Source organism: Novosphingobium sp. FSW06-99 (genome assembly GCF_001519065.1).
GTDB lineage: Bacteria > Pseudomonadota > Alphaproteobacteria > Sphingomonadales > Sphingomonadaceae > Novosphingobium.
In genome coordinates, this window is record NZ_KQ954251.1 from 496,752 (window position 1) to 514,668 (window position 17,917).

General features: G+C 63.9%; 20 protein-coding genes. 5 read left to right on the forward strand and 15 right to left on the reverse strand.

Annotation, left to right across the window (positions count from 1 at the left end):
• The first annotated feature begins 102 nt into the window (after window positions 1-102).
• Entirely contained in the window at window positions 103-483 is a 381-nt protein-coding gene (gene hspQ / locus AQZ49_RS02295; protein WP_067612205.1) for a heat shock protein HspQ, read from the forward strand.
• 43 nt (window positions 484-526) lie between these two features.
• Here the strand turns inward: hspQ and AQZ49_RS02300 are convergent, their stop codons facing one another.
• Window positions 527-1,420, reverse strand: a complete 894-nt coding sequence (locus AQZ49_RS02300) for an ABC transporter permease (protein WP_082701262.1) — start codon at window positions 1,418-1,420, stop codon at window positions 527-529.
• A gap of 119 nt (window positions 1,421-1,539) precedes the next feature.
• On the opposite strand from AQZ49_RS02300, the gene AQZ49_RS02305 reads away from it, so the two are divergent.
• Together AQZ49_RS02305 and AQZ49_RS02310 are read left to right on the forward strand one after the other, a co-directional pair.
• Window positions 1,540-2,256, forward strand: a complete 717-nt coding sequence (locus AQZ49_RS02305; RefSeq protein WP_067612606.1) for a GcrA family cell cycle regulator — start codon at window positions 1,540-1,542, stop codon at window positions 2,254-2,256.
• 120 nt (window positions 2,257-2,376) lie between these two features.
• Window positions 2,377-3,495 (forward strand): GGDEF domain-containing protein, encoded by a 1,119-nt coding sequence (locus tag AQZ49_RS02310; RefSeq protein WP_231738619.1) that lies wholly within the window; start codon window positions 2,377-2,379, stop codon window positions 3,493-3,495.
• Window positions 3,496-3,498: 3 nt separating this feature from the next.
• Here AQZ49_RS02310 and AQZ49_RS02315 read toward each other — a convergent pair whose 3' ends face one another.
• The 13 genes from AQZ49_RS02315 to rimP form a co-directional block, all read right to left on the reverse strand.
• Window positions 3,499-3,951 (reverse strand): VOC family protein, encoded by a 453-nt coding sequence (locus AQZ49_RS02315; protein ID WP_197410882.1) that lies wholly within the window; start codon window positions 3,949-3,951, stop codon window positions 3,499-3,501.
• Window positions 3,952-4,080: 129 nt separating this feature from the next.
• Window positions 4,081-6,390: a polyribonucleotide nucleotidyltransferase gene (gene pnp, locus AQZ49_RS02320; RefSeq protein ID WP_067612210.1), complete on the reverse strand. Its 2,310-nt coding sequence runs from the start codon at window positions 6,388-6,390 to the stop codon at window positions 4,081-4,083.
• A gap of 166 nt (window positions 6,391-6,556) precedes the next feature.
• Window positions 6,557-6,826, reverse strand: a complete 270-nt coding sequence (rpsO, locus tag AQZ49_RS02325) for a 30S ribosomal protein S15 (RefSeq protein WP_067612212.1) — start codon at window positions 6,824-6,826, stop codon at window positions 6,557-6,559.
• A complete protein-coding gene (gene truB, locus AQZ49_RS02330; protein ID WP_067612215.1) occupies window positions 6,827-7,738 on the reverse strand; it encodes a tRNA pseudouridine(55) synthase TruB in 912 nt (303 codons plus the stop codon).
• Window positions 7,735-8,445, reverse strand: coding sequence for a site-2 protease family protein (locus AQZ49_RS02335; RefSeq protein WP_067612217.1), 711 nt, complete (start codon window positions 8,443-8,445; stop codon window positions 7,735-7,737). Before AQZ49_RS02335 ends, truB begins: the two co-directional genes overlap by 4 nt.
• Window positions 8,442-8,999, reverse strand: a complete 558-nt coding sequence (locus AQZ49_RS02340) for a GNAT family N-acetyltransferase (RefSeq protein WP_067612220.1) — start codon at window positions 8,997-8,999, stop codon at window positions 8,442-8,444. The genes AQZ49_RS02335 and AQZ49_RS02340 overlap by 4 nt, the downstream gene beginning before the upstream one ends.
• The gene (locus AQZ49_RS02345; RefSeq protein WP_067612222.1) at window positions 8,999-9,577 is read right to left on the reverse strand and encodes a thymidine kinase; all 579 of its coding nucleotides are present in this window, start codon (window positions 9,575-9,577) and stop codon (window positions 8,999-9,001) included. The genes AQZ49_RS02340 and AQZ49_RS02345 overlap by 1 nt, the downstream gene beginning before the upstream one ends.
• 12 nt (window positions 9,578-9,589) lie before the next feature.
• Window positions 9,590-9,997 (reverse strand): 30S ribosome-binding factor RbfA, encoded by a 408-nt coding sequence (rbfA, locus tag AQZ49_RS02350; protein WP_067612225.1) that lies wholly within the window; start codon window positions 9,995-9,997, stop codon window positions 9,590-9,592.
• A gap of 9 nt (window positions 9,998-10,006) precedes the next feature.
• A complete protein-coding gene (locus AQZ49_RS02355) occupies window positions 10,007-10,543 on the reverse strand; it encodes a DUF1697 domain-containing protein (RefSeq protein ID WP_067612228.1) in 537 nt (178 codons plus the stop codon).
• 39 nt (window positions 10,544-10,582) lie between these two features.
• Window positions 10,583-13,207, reverse strand: a complete 2,625-nt coding sequence (infB, locus tag AQZ49_RS02360; RefSeq protein WP_197410883.1) for a translation initiation factor IF-2 — start codon at window positions 13,205-13,207, stop codon at window positions 10,583-10,585.
• A gap of 5 nt (window positions 13,208-13,212) precedes the next feature.
• Window positions 13,213-13,914, reverse strand: a complete 702-nt coding sequence (locus AQZ49_RS02365) for a DUF448 domain-containing protein (RefSeq protein ID WP_231738624.1) — start codon at window positions 13,912-13,914, stop codon at window positions 13,213-13,215.
• 115 nt (window positions 13,915-14,029) lie between these two features.
• A complete protein-coding gene (gene nusA, locus AQZ49_RS02370; protein ID WP_067612239.1) occupies window positions 14,030-15,682 on the reverse strand; it encodes a transcription termination factor NusA in 1,653 nt (550 codons plus the stop codon).
• Between the two features lie 3 nt (window positions 15,683-15,685).
• On the reverse strand, window positions 15,686-16,246 hold the full coding sequence (rimP, locus tag AQZ49_RS02375; protein WP_067612242.1) for a ribosome maturation protein RimP: 561 nt from the start codon (window positions 16,244-16,246) through the stop codon (window positions 15,686-15,688).
• Between the two features lie 80 nt (window positions 16,247-16,326).
• Between rimP and AQZ49_RS02380 the strand changes: the two genes are divergently transcribed.
• Complete coding sequence (locus AQZ49_RS02380) at window positions 16,327-16,557, forward strand: hypothetical protein (RefSeq protein ID WP_067612245.1); 231 nt, start codon at window positions 16,327-16,329, stop codon at window positions 16,555-16,557.
• 134 nt (window positions 16,558-16,691) lie between these two features.
• Window positions 16,692-16,871 (forward strand): PspC domain-containing protein, encoded by a 180-nt coding sequence (locus AQZ49_RS02385; protein WP_067612247.1) that lies wholly within the window; start codon window positions 16,692-16,694, stop codon window positions 16,869-16,871.
• A gap of 206 nt (window positions 16,872-17,077) precedes the next feature.
• On the opposite strand, the gene AQZ49_RS02390 is transcribed toward AQZ49_RS02385, so the two are convergent.
• On the reverse strand, window positions 17,078-17,866 hold the full coding sequence (locus AQZ49_RS02390) for a queuosine precursor transporter (RefSeq protein WP_067612250.1): 789 nt from the start codon (window positions 17,864-17,866) through the stop codon (window positions 17,078-17,080).
• Between the last annotated feature and the right edge of the window lie 51 nt (window positions 17,867-17,917).

Genomic DNA, 17,917 nt, shown 5'->3' on the forward strand with positions numbered 1-17,917 from the left:
CCGACCTTGCCAAGCGTAAAAAGCGTTGGCCGCCACAGGAAGGGTGATCGATTGCACCAAGGCTCGCTTGTTTGCCGGGGCGGGCAGCCCTATATACCCGCTATGGAACGAGGGAATTACTTTTCGGCCCAGAGCGGCCGTGAAATCGTGGCGCCGCCGATCTGCGAGGCACGTTTTTCAATCGGCGAGGTTGTACGGCACAAGCTGTTCGATTTTCGCGGGGTGATCTTCGACATCGATCCGGTGTTTGCCAATTCCGAAGACTGGTATCAGTCGATCCCGGAAAACGTGCGCCCCGACAAAGAGCAGCCGTTTTACCACTTGCTCGCGGAAAACGGCGAAAACAGCTATGTCGCCTATGTCAGCCAGCAGAACCTGATCACCGATGCCGAGGCCGGCCCGGTCGATCACCCATCGGTAACCGAAATGTTCGAGGCCTTTCGCGACGGGCGCTATCGCCTGCGCCGCAAGCTGTCGCACTGATTGGTCCGTTGTTCGATCCGCCCGATCCGGCCGGGCGACAGCATCAGGTCCGCAATTTCCAGCCAGAGCGCAACAGCGCATAAGTGATGGCCGCCAGCACGGCATTGAGCACGCCCAGCCCGATCGCGCCACCCATCACCGCCGCGTTGGTCGATCCGATGTCGCTCTGGCCCAGAAAGCCATAGCGGAACCCCGACATGATATAGAACACCGGGTTGCACGCACTGATCGCGCGAAACGCCGGTGCCAGCCGGGTTACCGAATAGAACGTGCCCGACAGCATCGCCATCGGCGTGATCACGAAATTGGTGACCGCTGCGTTCTGGTCGAATTTGTCTGCCCACAACGAGGTCAGCACGCCGATCAGCGAAAACAGCACCGACCCCATCAGCCCGAACCACACCACGGCCCAGGGGTGATGCATGGTCAGATCGACCCCCGGCCACAGCCACATCGACGCATAGAGCGCCAGGCCGACCAGAATTGCGCGGCTGACCGCTGCACCGACCAGCGCGATCAGCAATTCCGCCTCTGACACCGGCGGCATCAGATAGTCTATGATGGTGCCCTGCATCTTGCCGACCAGCAGGCCAAAGCTGGCGTTGGCAAAGGCATTGTTGACCATGCCCATCGCAATCAGCCCCGGCGCGACAAAGCTGGCGAACGGCACACCCAGCACCATGCGCCCGCCACCACCCAACGCGAGCGTGAAAATGACCAGATAGAGCAAGGTCGTGACCGCCGGCGCCCAGATTGTCTGGGTCTGAACCTTGAAGAAGCGGCGAACCTCCTTCATATAGAGTGTCCACAGGCCCAACCGGTTGAACCCGCGAAACACCGGCGCACCCGGCGGCGGGAATTGCCCCACTGTTGCATAGCTGGACATGACGCCACCCGCACTGGGCAGCGATGTTTCGAGGATCGGTTGATCGGCCATGCCCCATGCGGTATCGCGGTGGTTTGGGAATAGCAAGCGGATCGCAGGCTGGGCGGGATTGCCCTTGCGATCAGGATATGTATGGCGGGCGGCTGCATCTGCCCCTTGAAGGAACTGGCATGAGTTGGACGGACGAGCGGATCGAAAAACTGACCAAGATGTGGGAAGGCGGCGCCACCGCCAGCCAGATCGCCGAAGAACTGGGCGGGGTCAGCCGCAACGCGGTGATCGGCAAGGCGCACCGGCTGGGCCTCAAGGCGCGGCCTTCACCGGTCAAGCCCAATGAAAAGGTGGAAACCCCGCGCGCCGAAACGCCGCCAAAACCCGCCCCGCGTGTGGTTGCCCCGGTCGAACCGCGCGTGGCGCCGCCGCCCCGCCCGGCCACACCTCCCCCAGCCGCAGCCGCCCCGGTTGCCCCGCCTGCCCCGCGCGCGCCAGCCCCCGCTGCGGCCCCGGCACCGGCGGCGGCCGCCACCGACGCACCGCCCGCCGCGCCGCAACCCCGCATCGTGTCGGTCGGCCCCGGCGGATTTCTGCGTCAGGGCCCAGGCGATCAGCAGGCGCCGATACCGCCCGCCCCGCCGCGTCGGCTGGTTCCGGCCCGGCCCAGCCCGGAAATCGCCGACAAGACCAGTCTGCTCGATCTCAGCGATCGTATCTGCCGCTGGCCGATGGGGCATCCGGGCGAACCCGATTTCCATTTCTGCGGCGAAAAGGTGAACCCCGGTTTCCCTTATTGCGTCGAACATTGCGGCCGCGCCTATCAGGCGCAATTGCCGCGCGGCCATCGCCGCCCGCCCCCGCCGATGCCGTTCGGCGGCCCGCGCGTGCGCTGACACTGGCGCAGACATTGGCCAGGCCCGGTCCGCATTGCGGGCCGGGCCTTGGTTAACATCGCTGTCGCAATGCCGTCCTTGACGGGTATGACAGCAAAGCAAACTTCAGATTCCCCCCGCGTGCCACGCTGGCGCACCTGGCTGGGCGTTGCCCCGAAATCGACCCCGCAGCCAGCCCCCGAAGGCGCCCCGCTCAGCCCGCGCGACGCGGCCCTGCACGCCCGGCGCCGCCTGATCGCGCAAGTTGCCGATTTCCTGATTGATCACGAACTCGAAGTGCTGCCGTTCACGCTGTCGATTGCCTATGACTGCATCACCGGCGGCAGCCCGCGGCTGGCCCAACTGATCCATGAACGCACCGAAAAGGGCCTGCCCATCACGCTGCGGTGGCTCGAAGACGCGCAGGCGGTGCAGCCCCGCGATGCCACTGCCGAAGCGATGGCGACGCTGGTGGGCGAACTGGAGGGCAATCTGTCGGATATCGGACGAACGATGGACGGCGCGCGCGATGCTACCGGCACGTATTCGGTCGCGCTCGAAGGCCACGTCGCCGATCTGCAAAGCCAGTCGCCCGACGCGGATCTGGTCGGGCGGTTGACGGCACTGACGCGGCGCATGCTCGATCACACGCGCACGGTCGCCAGTGAACTGACCGCCAGCGCGGTACGCATCGGCACCTTGCAGGTCCGGCTCGACGAGGCGCGCCGCCTGGCCAATCAGGATCATCTGACCGGACTGCCAAACCGGCGCGCGTTCGACGAACTGTTCGACCGAGAAATGCGCGAAGCCACGCTGGGCGGCGAGACATTGTGCGTGGCGTTTTGCGACATCGACAATTTCAAACGCATCAACGACACGCATGGCCACCCGGCGGGCGACCGTATCATCCGCTATGTCGCCGAAACATTGGGCCGCATCGCCGACGCGCGGTGCCATGTCACACGTCATGGCGGCGAAGAATTCGCGGTGCTGCTGCGCGGGGCCAGCCTGAACGAGGCCTGGGCACGGCTGGACGCGGCGCGAGAAGAGATCGCCCAGAAACGGCTGATCAATCGCGCCAACGACACGCCGTTCGGGCGGATCACCTTTTCCGGCGGGATTGCCGACGCGCTGGCCGCGCGCACGCGCAGTGCCGCGCTGAAAGCGGCCGACGACGCACTCTATGCCGCCAAGCAGGCCGGGCGCAACCGCGTGGTGATTGCCGGGCAAGCGCCCGAGCCGTTGCGCAAGGTTGCCTGAAGCCTATTTTCTGGCCGGCTGGTACAGTTCGATCTTGGTGCCGTCGGGGTCGACGATCCAGGCAAAGTGCCCGTTGGGGTCGCTGTCGTCGCGCTTGATCACGGTCACTCCCTTGGCGGTGATCCGCGACAGGAAGGCGTCGAGATCATCGACCGCGAAATTGAGCATGAATTCGCGGTTCGACGGGTCGAAATAGGTGGTCCCCTGGGCAAAGGCGTTCCACACCAGCACGGCTGGATGGTCAGGCGCATCGTAGCGCAACATCGCCCCGCCCCATGGTTCGACCTTGATCCCCAGCACATCGCGATACCACGCCGCCAGCGCCTTGGGGTCCTTGCTGCGCACAAATATCCCACCGATGCCGGTGATATGGCCAACAGATTCAGCGTGCGGCACTTCGGGCATGAGCAAAGTCCCCAGGATCAGCGAGAGCCAGAACAGCCGTACAGGTTTCATCGGGCACCCCCCGGTTTTCGACCGGCCCATGGTATGACTGGCACTCCACCGGGTCAATCGCCCAAAAAAAGGGGGCGATGGTCCAAGACCATCGCCCCCTTTGTCTGGCGTCGCGTCAGAAGTGGACGATCAATCGTCCGACTTCAGGAATGCGGGCAGATGGTCGGGCGCCGGGCCGTCATCGCGATCGGGGCGGGGGCCGCGATCGGGACGCGGACCACGGTCGTCGCCACGGCCACGGCCGCCGCGATCGTTGCGCGGTCCACGGCGGTCGCCGCGATCACCCCGGTCGGGACGATCGCCGCGCGGTTCGCGCGGTTCGCGTGCCGGGCGGGTGTCTTCCAGCTCGGCACCGGTTTCCTGATCGACCAGGCGCATCGACAGGCGCACTTTGCCGCGCGGGTCGATTTCGAGCACCTTGACTTTGACGTCCTGGCCTTCCTTGACCACGTCGCCCGGCTTTTCCACGCGCTCGTTGCGCATTTCCGACACGTGCACGAGGCCGTCCTTGCCGCCCATGAAGTTCACAAAGGCGCCGAAATCAACGATGTTGACCACTTTGCCGTTGTAGACTTTGCCCACTTCGGCTTCCTCGACAATGCCGAGGATCCACTGGCGGGCCGCTTCGATCTGGGTCAGGTCGGACGAGCTGATCTTGATCAGGCCTTCGTCGTCGATGTCGACCTTGGCGCCGGTGGTCGCGACGATCTCGCGGATCACCTTGCCGCCGGTGCCGATGATGTCGCGGATCTTCGACTTGTCGATCTGCAGCGTTTCGATCCGCGGCGCATGCGCCGACAGTTCGCCACGCACTTCACCCAGCGCCTTGGTCATTTCACCCAGGATATGCGCGCGGCCTTCCTTGGCCTGGGCCAGGGCAGCGCGGAAGATTTCCTCGGTGATCCCGGCAACCTTGATGTCCATTTGCATCGTGGTGATGCCTTCGCTGGTGCCGGCCACCTTGAAGTCCATGTCGCCCAGGTGATCTTCATCACCCAGAATGTCGGACAGCACGGTGAATTCGTCACCTTCGAGGATCAGCCCCATGGCAATGCCCGAAACCGGACGTGCCAGCGGAACGCCCGCATCCATCATCGACAGCGAACCGCCGCAGACCGTCGCCATCGACGACGACCCGTTGGATTCGGTGATGTCCGACAGCACGCGGATCGTATAGGGGAACTCTTCCTTCGACGGCAGAACCGGGTTCAGCGCGCGCCATGCCAGCTTGCCATGGCCGATCTCGCGACGACCCGGAGCGCCGAAGCGCCCAACTTCGCCAACCGAATAGGGCGGGAAGTTGTAGTGCAGCATGAAGCGCTGATACGACAGGCCATCCAGACCGTCGATCATCTGCTCGGCGTCCTTGGTGCCCAGCGTGGTGGTGCAGATCGACTGCGTTTCACCGCGCGTGAACAGCGCCGAACCGTGCGTGCGCGGCAGGAAACCGACCATCGCTTCGATCGGACGGATCTGCGTGACGGTACGACCGTCGATGCGCTGGCCATCCTTGAGAATGGCGGTGCGCACGATGTCGGCCTCGACCTTTTTCAGGGTCTTGATCGCCACCATCTTGGTCTGCGGGGTTTCGTCGGCAAATGCGGCCTTGGCCTTGTCGCGCGCCAGGTTGAGCGCATCGGCGCGGGCCGACTTGTTGGTCAGCTTGTAGGCGGCAGCAATATCCTTGCCGACCAGCTTCTTGAGCTTGGCCTTGATGTCGGCGGTGTTGTCCGACAGGTCGATGTCCCAGGGGTCCTTGGCGGCCATTTCAGCCAGATCGATGATCGCGTTGATCACCTTGCGGATTTCCGCATGGGCAAACAGCACGCCGCCGAGCATGACGTCTTCGCTCAGTTCCTTGGCTTCGGATTCGACCATCATCACCGCGTTACCGGTGGCGGCCACGACCAGATCGAGCTGGCCTTCCTTGACGGCCGTCAGCGACGGATTGAGCTGGTATTCGCCATCCTTGTAACCGACGCGCGCGGCGCCGATCGGGCCCATGAACGGCACGCCCGAAATGGTCAGCGCGGCAGAGGCTGCCAGCATCGCCACGACATCGGGTTCGGTTTCGCCGTCATAGCTCAAAACCTGGCAAATGACGTTAATTTCGTTGTAGAAACCTTCGGGAAACAGCGGCCGCACGGGGCGGTCGATCAGGCGCGAAACCAGCGTTTCCTTTTCGGTGGCGCCGCGTTCACGCTTGAAAAAGCCGCCCGGGATACGGCCGGCGGCGGAAAACTTTTCCTGATAGTGCACGGTCAGGGGGAAGAAATCCTGCCCCTCCTTGACCGACTTGGCGGCGGTGACGGCGCACAGCACGACAGTTTCGCCATACGTGGCGAGGACCGCCCCGTCAGCCTGACGGGCAATGCGGCCGGTTTCCAGAGTGAGGGTTTTTCCGCCCCATTCCAGTGATACGGTCTTGACGTCGAACATCGTTTTTCCTTCAGCCCACGGGCCCTATTGCCGCGCGGGATTTGCTTGCCGGGGGTTCCGTCCCGGTCCGGTGTGGGGTTTCGTTCACACCCCTGGGCCTTTCGCCGAATTGCGAATGGCCCGAATACAAAAAGCGGCCCGCGAAGGGGCCGCTTTCCAGGTACGCTTATTTGCGCAGACCCAGCTTCTGGATCAGGGCGTTGTAGCGTTCGACATCCTTTTTCTTCAGATAGTCGAGCAGGCTGCGACGCTTGTTGACCATTTGCAAAAGGCCACGGCGCGAATGGTTGTCTTTATGGTGCAGCTTGAAGTGTTCGGTCAGGTTGACAATCCGCTCGGTCAGGATGGCAACCTGAACTTCGGGCGAACCGGTATCGCCCACTGCGCGGGCGTTGTCGGTGATGATCGTCTGCTTCTTTTCTGCGGTAACCGTCATTTATCTGCACTCCGCGACATCGGTCAGATTGAAACCCCGCTCGACGCGCATGGCGCCATCCGCCAGAGCGACCAGCGCCACCGGCACCATGCCGGATCGCGCAAGCCACAGCCCGTCGGATTGGGGCAACCCCGTCAGAACGCGGCCCTGTCGGACCGCCCTTGCCTGTTCGGGGTCGAGGTCAAGAGCCGGGATGTCGTCCAGCCCTGCCTCCAATGGCAAGATCATGTGTTCAAGGGATGCGCCCTTAGCGATCGTGTCCAATTTGTCCAGCGAAATCGCCTGAGACAGATCGAACGGCCCGGCCCTGACCCGCCGCAACATGGTGACATGGCCAACCGTACCCAGCGCCAGCGCGATATCGCGCGCCAGGCTGCGGATATAGGTGCCCTTGGATACGGTAACAGCCAAAGTCGCCTGGTTGTCGCCCTCGACGATCGAATCCCACCGATGGATCATCACGCTGCGCATCGGCATGTCGACGTCTTCGCCACCACGCGCGCGATCATAAGCCCGCTTGCCATCGATCAACACCGCCGAATAGGCGGGCGGAACTTGCTCGATTGGGCCGGTAAACCGCTGTGCCACCACGTGGGCCACCGCGCCCGGCGCAGGTTGCACATCGCTGGTGGCGATGACCGTGCCTTCCAGATCGAGCGTGTCGGTCTGGCTGCCGAAGCGCACGGTGAATTCATAGGCCTTGGTCGCGTCGAGCATGCGGCCCGCCAGCTTGGTCGCCTCGCCAATGGCGATCGGCAGCACCCCGGTGGCCAGCGGATCGAGCGTGCCGCCATGGCCCACTTTGGCCCGGCCATGCCCGCCCTGGCGCAACACCCGCTTGACCGCCGCGACGGCCTGGGTCGAACCAAGACCCAGCGGCTTGTCGAGCACGATCCAGCCGTGAACGCTCATGATCCGGTATTGACCAGAGGCCCCGCCACCCAGGCTTCGAGCGCGCCGTACTGGTCGAGCAGCCAGCCCACCGGCGGCAACAGAAAGCGATCGAGCAGATGCAGCGACGGCGCCATTTGCGGCAGGATCACGAAGATCAGCGCAAAGATCAGAATGCCAAACGGTTCGATCCGGTCGAGCAGGCGCGCCAGCGGCCAGGGCACGATCCCGCGCAAGATCCGCGAACCATCGAACGGTGGCAGCGGCAAGAGATTGAACATGCCCAGAAAGCAATTGAACTGGATGAAATTGACCAGATTTTCGAACACGAAGGTTTCAACCGCACCGGGTTTCGCCCCCGTCGGCAGGCTGCGCGCCATCAACCCGATTGCCACTGCGCTCAACGCCGCCAGCACGAAATTGCTGGCCGGGCCCGCCGCGCCGACCAGCGCCATGTCGCGCTTGGGGTTGCGCAACCGGGCATAGTTGACCGGCACCGGCTTGGCCCATCCGAACACCGGCATATGCGTCAGCGCGAGCAGGCCGGGCAGCACGATCGTGCCGAACGGATCGACATGGCGCAGCGGGTTGAGGCTCAGCCGTCCGCGTTCCGACGCGGTGGGGTCGCCCAGCATCCGCGCGACCAGACCATGCGCCACTTCGTGACAGACAATCGCAAAGATCAGCGGCAGGATCATCGTTGCCGCTTCGTAGAGGGCCCCGTTCATCGCGCGAGCCATTCGGCGCGAAGAATGCTGAACGACACGGTGTCGCGCACATGCCCGGTCCAGGTCTTGCGTTCATGGCGCAACACGCCTTCGCGCGTGGCGCCCAGCTTGGTCACGGCGGCCTGGCTGCGCGTGTTGCGCTGATCGACCTTGAACCCCACGCGCTCGATCCCGCAGGCAAAGGCATGATCGAGCAACAGATGCTTGACCCGCGTGTTGAGCCCGCTGCCGCGCAGGCCCGGCGCGACAAATGTGTTGCCGATTTCGATCGACCAGCCCGGCTGCCCCTGATCGATCCACGCAGTCATGCCGACCACGGTGCCGCCTTGCAGGATGGCATAGACCCGGCGTTTCGTGCCGCCCGACAGCAGCAGATCGAATTGCGGATCGAACGCCTCGCCCAGATAGTTGGTCGGATAGATATCCCAGATCGCGCTGTCTTGCGCACAGGCCGCGCGCAGGCCTTCACGATGCGCCTCGGTCAGCGGCAGCAGCGCCAGATCGCCGTCGCCTTCGCCACCGCCCAGCGGGATATACAGGCCGTCGTCGCTCATCATCCAAGACTTTCACGAAAATGGCGCCGACACAGCGCGATATAGCGATCGTTGCCGCCGATTTCGGTTTGCGCGCCATCGCGCACCGGATGGCCCTGCGGATCGATGCGCAAGTTCATCGTCGCCTTGGCGCCGCAGTGGCACACCCCGCGCAATTCGACCAGTCGGTCGGCAATTGCCAGCAAAGTGGCCGCCCCTTCGAACAGCGCGCCGCGAAAATCGGTGCGCAAGCCATAGCACAGCACCGGAATGCCCGCCTCGTCGGCAATCCACGCCAGTTGCCACACCTGGTCTTCGGTCAGGAACTGCGCCTCATCGACCAGCACTGCCGACAGATCGGGCGCACCGGGCATGATCGCCGCCACCAGATCGGTATCCCGATCATAGCGCCGGGCGGGCGCGCCAATGCCGATCCGGCTGACAATATCGAGCCCCGGCGTGGCATCCGGCCGGTGATCGACTGCCGCCGTCCACAGCATCGTCGCCATGCCGCGTTCGCGATAGTTGAAATCGGCCTGCAACAGCGCGGTCGATTTGCCCGCGTTCATGCTGGCATAGTAGAAATGCAGCTTGGCCATCGGCGTCGACGATCAGGCGTCGGGTTCGGTGCGACCAAGATCGCGGGCCACGCGCGGATCGCCCAGCAGGTTGTCGATATGGCTGGCCACATCAAAGCTTTCATCGGCGGTAAAGCGAATTTTGGCCGCGTATTTCAGCTTCAGCCGCCCGGCGACCTCGCGCTGGAAAAACGCGGTGTTGGTCTGCAACGCCTTCAGCACTGCCGCTTCATCGCTGCCCAGCAGCGATTTCACGAACACCGTGGCCTGGCGCAGATCGGGCGTCATGCGCACTTCGGTCACCGAAACGGTGTGCGCCGACAGCACTTCGTCGTGCACTTCCTGCCGCAACAGCAGGTCCGACAGGATATGGCGCACTTGTTCACCCACCTTGAGCAGGCGGACGGAGCGGGTTTCGGGAGTTTGGTTGGGACGAGCCAATGTCTGTGTCTATCCGTTCGAGTTCATGCGCTCGGCAATCCGGGCCAGCGAGCGCAAATTGCGCGCGGTGCCCCGACAGCCGAGCCGACGTACGATGAAAGCCGCGGTCAGCTTGCTGCTGCCCACGCCATCGATATAGTCGATATAGAGTGCGCCAGGTCCGATTGCGAGGGTTTCGGCCCCGCGCCCGGCATGATCGGCCCGCAATCGGGCAAACGCGGCCTCATCCGGCGTCGATTCGAGGAAATGGGTGTGCACCCGCGCCGGATCACCAGCGGCAAACGGATTGTCGTCGATCGCCGCCTGCACCTGGTCGCGCGTGCGCGGCAGCGCAACACTGGTGATGCCGAAATGGCGTGCGATGCTCGCCTCGATCGCGGCACCCAGACCCGGTTCGGCGTGGTCGTGCCCCGCCAGCAACAGATTGCCGCTGGCCACCACGCTGGAGACGGGACCGAACCCGTCGTTGCCCAGCGCGGCGCACAGATCTGCCATCACCACGCGGTTACCACCCACGTTGATCGAGCCCAGAAAGACCGCCAGCATCCCGCCCTCCGATATATCCTCCCCAGCACGGGGAGGATTTTACAGCGTGCGGGCGCGTTCCTCGACTTCAAACACTTCGAGCATGTCGCCCGGCTTGATGTCGTTGGTATCGGCCAGCATGACCCCGCATTCCAGACCGGCGCGCACTTCCGACACGTCGTCCTTGAAACGGCGCAACGAAGCGATGAGCGTGGCCGACACGATGACATCGTTGCGGGTAAGCCGCGCGTGGATGCCCTTGCGGATATAGCCCTCGAGCACCAGCAGACCGGCGGCCTTGTCGCGCTTGCCGGCGGGGAACACTTCCTTGACCTCGGCGCGGCCAACCACGGTTTCGATGCGTTCCGGTCCAAGTTCGCCCGCCATTTCGCGCGCGATCTCGTCGGTCAACTGATAGATCACGTCGTGATATTTCAGCCGCACCTTGTTGCGTTCGATCAGTTCACGCGCCTTGGCGTTGGGACGCACGTTGAACCCGATGATCGGCGCGCCGGTGGCCGCGGCCAGCGTCACGTCGCCTTCGGTGATCGCACCCACGCCCGATTGCAGCACGCGGACCTTGATCTCGTCGGTCGACAGGCGGTTCAACGCGTTGACGATCGCCTCGGTCGAACCTTGCACGTCGGCCTTGATCACCACCGGGAATTCTATGACGGCTTCCTTGGCCTTGAGCGCAGAGAACATCGTGTCGATGCTCGCCTGCGGCGACGTGGTGCGCTTCGAATTGGCCTTTTCCTCGCGATAGGCGGCAACTTCGCGCGCCCGCGCTTCGTTTTCGACCACGGTCAGCGTGTCACCCGCCATCGGCACGCCGCCGATGCCGAGCACTTCGACTGGCAGCGACGGTCCGGCGGCCTTGATCTGGCGTCCCTTGTCGTCGAGCATCGCGCGCACGCGGCCCGACTGGGTGCCGACCACCAGAATGTCGCCGACTTTCAACGTGCCGCGCCGCACCAGCACAGTCGCCAGCGGCCCCTTGCCCTTGTCGAGCTTGGCCTCGATCACGGTCGCCTCGGCGGCGCGATCGGGGTTGGCGCGCAGTTCGAGCAGTTCGGCCTGCAACAGGATCTTTTCGATCAGCGTGTCGAGCCCGGCCCCGGTCTTGGCCGAAACCTCGACATCCTGCACGTCACCCGACATCTCTTCGACCAGGACTTCGTATTCGAGCAGGCGTTCGCGGATCTTCTGCGGATTGGCTTCGGGCTTGTCGGCCTTGGTGATCGCCACGATCATCGGCACGCCTGCGGCCTTGGTGTGGTTGATCGCCTCCACCGTCTGCGGCATGATCCCGTCATCGGCGGCCACAACCAGCACCACGATATCGGTGACATTGGCACCGCGCATGCGCATTTCGGTAAAGGCTTCGTGGCCCGGCGTGTCGAGGAAGGTGATGAAATCACCGCCCTTGGTCTTGATCTGATAGGCGCCGATATGCTGCGTGATGCCACCGGCTTCGCCGCGTACCACATCGGTGCCGCGCAGCGCGTCGAGCAGGCTGGTCTTGCCGTGATCGACGTGGCCCATGATCGTGACGACCGGCGGACGCTGTTGCAGCGAACCTTCGTCATCGACATCGATGCTGGTGTCGATATCGACATCGCTGTCGCTGACACGTTGCACGTTGTGGCCGAAATCGGTGACCAGCAGCTCGGCGGTGTCCTGATCGATGGTCTGGTTGATGGTGACCATCACCCCCATCTTGAACAGCGCCTTGACCAGATCGGCGGCCTTTTCGGCCATACGGTTGGCCAGTTCCTGCACCGTGATCGCTTCGGGCACGACGACATCGCGCACCTGCTTTTCACGCACGTGCTGTTGCCCGGCATAATGCGCACGACGTTCCTTTTCACGCGCACGCTTGAGCGCGGCGAGCGAACGGGCGCGCGCGCCCTCGTCTTCGTTGAGCGCACGCGTAACGGTCAACTTGCCTGCCTGGCGGCGGTCGTTGGCGTTCTTGTCGCGCGGGGCATGCACCGGCTTCTTGGCCGCCGGTTCGGGGCGCTTGACCGGTGCCACAGGGGTGAAGCGGCGCGGCGCGGTCTGTGCCGGGCGCGCATCGCCGGTGGTTTCGGCGGCGGCAGGCGCCGTGGCCGTGGCTGCGGCGGCGGGCACTTCAGCCGGGGCGGCGGCGACAGCGGGTTCGGCCGCTGCAGCGACTGGTTCGGGCGCAGCGACGGGCGCTTCGGCGACAACCGTGACAGCCGGTTCGGGCGCGGCAACCGGTGCCTCGGTCGCCGGATCGGCGGCGCGGCGCTGTTCCTCGGCGCGCAGACGCGCTTCCTCGGCCGCGCGCAGGCGCTCTTCCTGTTCGCGGCGGTTGGCGGCCTCGTTGGCGGCAATGCGCGCCTCTTCGGCTTCGCGCAGCAGGCGCGCCTGCAATTCCTGGCGCGTTTCGCGCGAGGCGGCGGGCGCCACCGGCGGCGGAGGCGGCGGAGTCGGACGCGCCACCGGAGCGGGCGCGGGCGCGGGCTGCGGTGCGGCGACGGGCGCTTCGGGCGCGGCGCCTTCACCAGGACGCGGCATGATCTTGCGCCGTTTCACCTCGACCACCACCTTGTTGGTGCGGCCATGGCTGAAGGTCTGCTTGACCTCGCCCGCTTCCACCGAGGTCTTCAGGCCCAGTGGCCTGCGGCCCAGTGTCGGCTTTTTGTCGCTATCGCTCATCGAACTCATTCGCCCTTCGTATCAATCTCGTCGTTCGCCACAGCCGTGTCAGTCACCACGGCAGTGGCTTCACCCGTAGGTCTACAACCCGTAAAATGCATGAGGCGCCCGAGCAGCCCTGTCACGCGCGCGGCGGCAGCGGCATCGGTCAGCGCCAGGTGAACGACGTTGTCGCGGCCCAATGCCACAGACAACGCCGCGCGGTCCAGCGGCAAGATCACACCTTTGCGTCCAGACCCTTCGGCCTGTTCGCCCACGCGCCATGCCTGTGCCAGTTTGCCCGCTCCATCGCCGCCCGCATCGCTGGCATGGCCCAGGAATGTCACCACCCCGGCCCGCGCCGCAGCGGCGATCTTTTCGGTGCCCAGTACGATCATACCCGATCGCAATTCGATCCCCAGCCGATCGGCCAGGGCGCGGCGCAGCGCGGTTTCGATACGATCGCCAAGGTCGACGGGAATGTTCAGCGGCGTGCCCTTGAAGGCCCGCGCCAATGCGCCCTTCAGCTTGCCCTTGGCAATCGCCTGGTCCAGCTCGACGCGGGTCACCCCGATCCATGCGCCACGTCCCGGCGCACGCGCCAATACATCGGGCAGCACGTCGCCATCGGGCGACAGGGCCAGCCGAATCAGCGCGTCACGATCATCGTGCTGCCCGGTCAGGATGCATTTGCGTTCGGGGACAGCCCGGGCGGCCCGTTCAGGCACGACTCCGCCGCCGCCCGGATGCTCTGCACCCGGCCGGTCTGGCACGGGGGTGCCGGCCGCGCCCCGGCGTGCTGCCGAGCCGCGGGCCTTGCCCCGGATGTCTGCGGTTAGCGGCTCATTGCGAGGATTCCGCATCGGCGGCCTCCTCGGTTGGAGCGGCAGCGGCAGGTTCATCGTCGAACCAGTGCGCGCGGGCGGCCATGATGATTTCGTTGCCCTGTTCTTCGTTCAGGCCATATTCGCCCAGCACACCGCCCTTGTCTTCGCTGCGTTCGGACCGTTCGCGACGGTCGGGACGTTCATTGGTGTTGCCCCGGCGGCGCTGTTCGTTGACCCGCTTGCGCGCGATCAGTTCGTCGGTGGACAGATCAGCCAGGTCGTCGAGTGTCTTGATCCCGGCCTTGCCCAGCGTGACCAGCATCGCTTCGGTCAGGTGCGGCAATTCGGCCAGGGCATCTTCGACGCCCAGGTTGCGACGTTCCTCGCGCTGGCCCTCTTCGCGGCGTTCGAGCGCCTCCAAAGCGCGGTTCTGCAATTCGCCGGCGAGTTCATCGTCAAAGCCGTCGATGTTCGACAGTTCGCTGATGTCGATATAGGCGACTTCTTCCAGTTCGCTGAACCCTTCGGCAACCAGCAACTGCGACAGCGTTTCGTCGACATCGAGTTCTTCCTCGAACGTCTTGGAGCGTTCGGTGAATTCCTTCTGCCGCTTTTCCGAGGCTTCGGCTTCGGTCATGATGTCGATCGCCGAACCGGTCAGCGACGAGGCCAGTCGCACGTTCTGGCCGCGGCGACCGATCGCCAGGCTGAGCTGGTCATCGGGCACAACCACTTCGATGCGGCTCTCTTCCTCATCAATCACCACGCGGCTGACGGTGGCGGGCTGCAACGCGTTGACCACAAAAGTCGCGGTATCTTCGCTCCAGGGGATGATGTCGATCTTTTCGCCCTGCAGTTCCTGCACCACCGCCTGCACGCGACTGCCCTTCATGCCGACGCAGGCGCCGACCGGGTCGATCGAGCTGTCGCGGCTGATCACGCCGATCTTGGCGCGACTGCCCGGATCGCGCGCGGCGGCCTTGATCTCGATGATGCCGTCGTAGATTTCGGGCACTTCCTGCGCGAACAGCTTTTTCATGAATTCGGGGTGCGCGCGGCTGAGGAAAATCTGCGGGCCCCGGTTGGTGCGTTCAACTTTCATCACCAGCGCGCGCACGCGTTCGCCGACACGCGGCACTTCGCGCGGGATTTGCTGATCACGGCGGATCACGCCTTCGGCGCGGCCCAGGTTGACGATGACATGGCCGAATTCGACTGATTTGATCACCCCGGTGATCACTTCGTTGACGCGGTCCTTGAACTCTTCGAACTGGCGTTCGCGTTCGGCATCGCGGACTTTCTGGAAAATCACCTGCTTGGCCGATTGCGCATCGATACGGCCCAGCTCGACAGCGGGCAGCGGATCGACGATGAAATCGCCGACGGCGGCACCGGGCTGCAGCTTTTCGGCCTGCTTGATGTCGACCTGCTTGAAGTAGTCTTCGACTTCCTCGACCACTTCGACCACACGCCACAGACGCAGATCGCCGGTGCGCGGATCAAGCTTGGCGCGGATATCGTTTTCGGCACCATAGCGGTTGCGCGCCGATTTCTGGATGGCTTCTTCCATCGCTTCGATGACGATCGACTTGTCGATCATCTTCTCGCTGGCAACTGCGTTCGCAATTGCCAGAAGCTCGGCGCGGTTGGCGGAAATCGCACTGGCCATGGCTTAGTCTTCCTGTTCCTCGACGATTGTATCCGCACCGGTCATGTCGATCGGGCGGGAAGCGGTAATCAGCTTGTCCGTCAGGACAAGTTTGGCATTGTCGACGAGATCGAATGGCACGGTATATACCACGGCATCCTCCTCGATCGAAATCGTGTTTGTTGCGGTATCGAATCCGACCAGATCGCCGCGGAACCGCTTGCGCTTGTCGAGCAGTTCGCGCAGTTCGATGCGCGCCTCGTGCCCGATCCACGCCGCAAAATCCTTGGGCCGGGTCAACGGGCGGTCGATGCCGGGCGAACTGACTTCCAGCCGATAGGCGCCTTCGATCAGCACTTCGCCCGCTTCTTCCAGCGCATCGAGCCGGTCGGAAATGCGATGCGACAGCGCGGCGCAATCATCGATCAGCAATTGCCCGGTTTCGGGCCGCTCGGCCATCACCTGCAAGGTGCGCTCTTCATCGCCGACTTCGCTCTTGCCATAGAGCACCACACGCACGAGATCGTGGCCCAACGCACGCGTTTCAGCCTCTACAACCTCGGTAATGCGCGCGATGTCGGCCATTCGTACTCCGTGTCATGGTTCGGCATTGCAAAGCAGTCTGCCGCCGGTGCCTTCTGGCCCAGCCTGACTTTGCTTTCACAATGTCGGGATTGATCCGCCAGATAGGGAGCGCGGAACAAAAAGGCAAGCGCAAAGCGGCGTGTGGCGCCAAATCGGAACAACGCCAATTTGCGGCGCATTTTGCGATCCATTGGCGCAATTTGCAGTGCAGTGCAGCGCTGTCGCAGGCCCAAACCCCGAAAATCCGTGCCTTTTCGCAATTGGCACGACCCATGCAATCACTGGATCAGCCACTCAAAACAGGGAAGTGACCATCATGAAAACGCTTTATTGCATGTCCGCCGCGCTTATCCTCTCGCTCTCGCTGATGGCGGCAACCGTGGTTGTTCCGTTCGGCGCGACGCAGATCATCGCCTGATCCCCTCTCGAAATGGAGACCCCCGTCATGAGCAACCGCTTCCGTCTCGATCGCGCTAACGGCAAATTCCTGGGCGTGTGCTCGGGCATTGCCGCCCACTTCGGGTGGGACCCGATGCTGGTACGCGCCGCATTTGTGATCGGCACACTGGCCGGGTTCGGCTCGGCGATCCTGGTTTATTTCGCCGTCGCACTGATCGCGGACTGAGCGGTTTGCCTCGATGTCGGCGAAACGCGCGAAAGGGCGCGTTTCGAAGTCGGCACCGGCCCGCTCCCCGCGACGAAGAACACGAAAACGTCCGGGGGACGTTTTCGCTGAGGAGCCGACCACCCATAGGATACCTATAGTAGGGTGGTCGGGTGGGGGAGCGGGCCGGTGCCGACTTCCCGACACGACAGTGTCGGGTCAGACAGTCAGATAACCGGGGCTTTGGCAAAGGGGGAGAAATCGGTGTCGGTATCGTAAACATCGACCCCCTCGTGCCGTTTCAGGAACGCCACGATCCAATAAGTGAACGGCGTCAGCACGATTTCCCAGATCACCTTGAACGCCCAGTTTGTGATCATCACCGTGATTACCGACCGGTTGGACCAGGTGCCCAGAAACGCGATCGGATAGAACAGCGCGCTGTCGATCGCCTGGCCAAAAATCGTCGAGCCCCAGGTGCGGGTGAACAGCCAGCGTCCCTGGGTCCACACTTTCATCCGCGCCAGCACGAACGAATTGACGAATTCGCCCGCCCAGAACGCGATGACCGAGGCCGCGACGATGCGCCAGGTGCTGCCGAACACCGAATCATAGGTGGTTTGGCAGACCGCGCCCTTCGATGTTTTCGCGACGATATCGGCAAAGCGCGGGTCCGCGCTCGATGCGCAGCCCCAGTCGGGCGATGGCGGCATTGCCACCACGACAAAGCTCATCACCGCCATGAACAGCAGCGCGAAAAACCCCACCCACACACAGCGCCGTGCATTGGCATAGCCATAGACTTCGGTCAGCACATCGCCGAGCACATACGAGATCGGAAAGAACAGGATGCCCGCCCCGAACGTCTGCCCGCCGACCTGCGCCAGCTTGGCCGCACCGATCAGGTTTGACAGCAGCAGGATGCCGACAAACGCTGCCATCATATAGTCGAAATAGCGGAAATGACGCCGCGCGCCGAGATTGCCGTCGATGCGGGAAAGCTGGGGATCACTCATACGCCAAAGGCTAACCGCATTCGCCGCGCGCGCAAAGCGCCATTTGGGGCA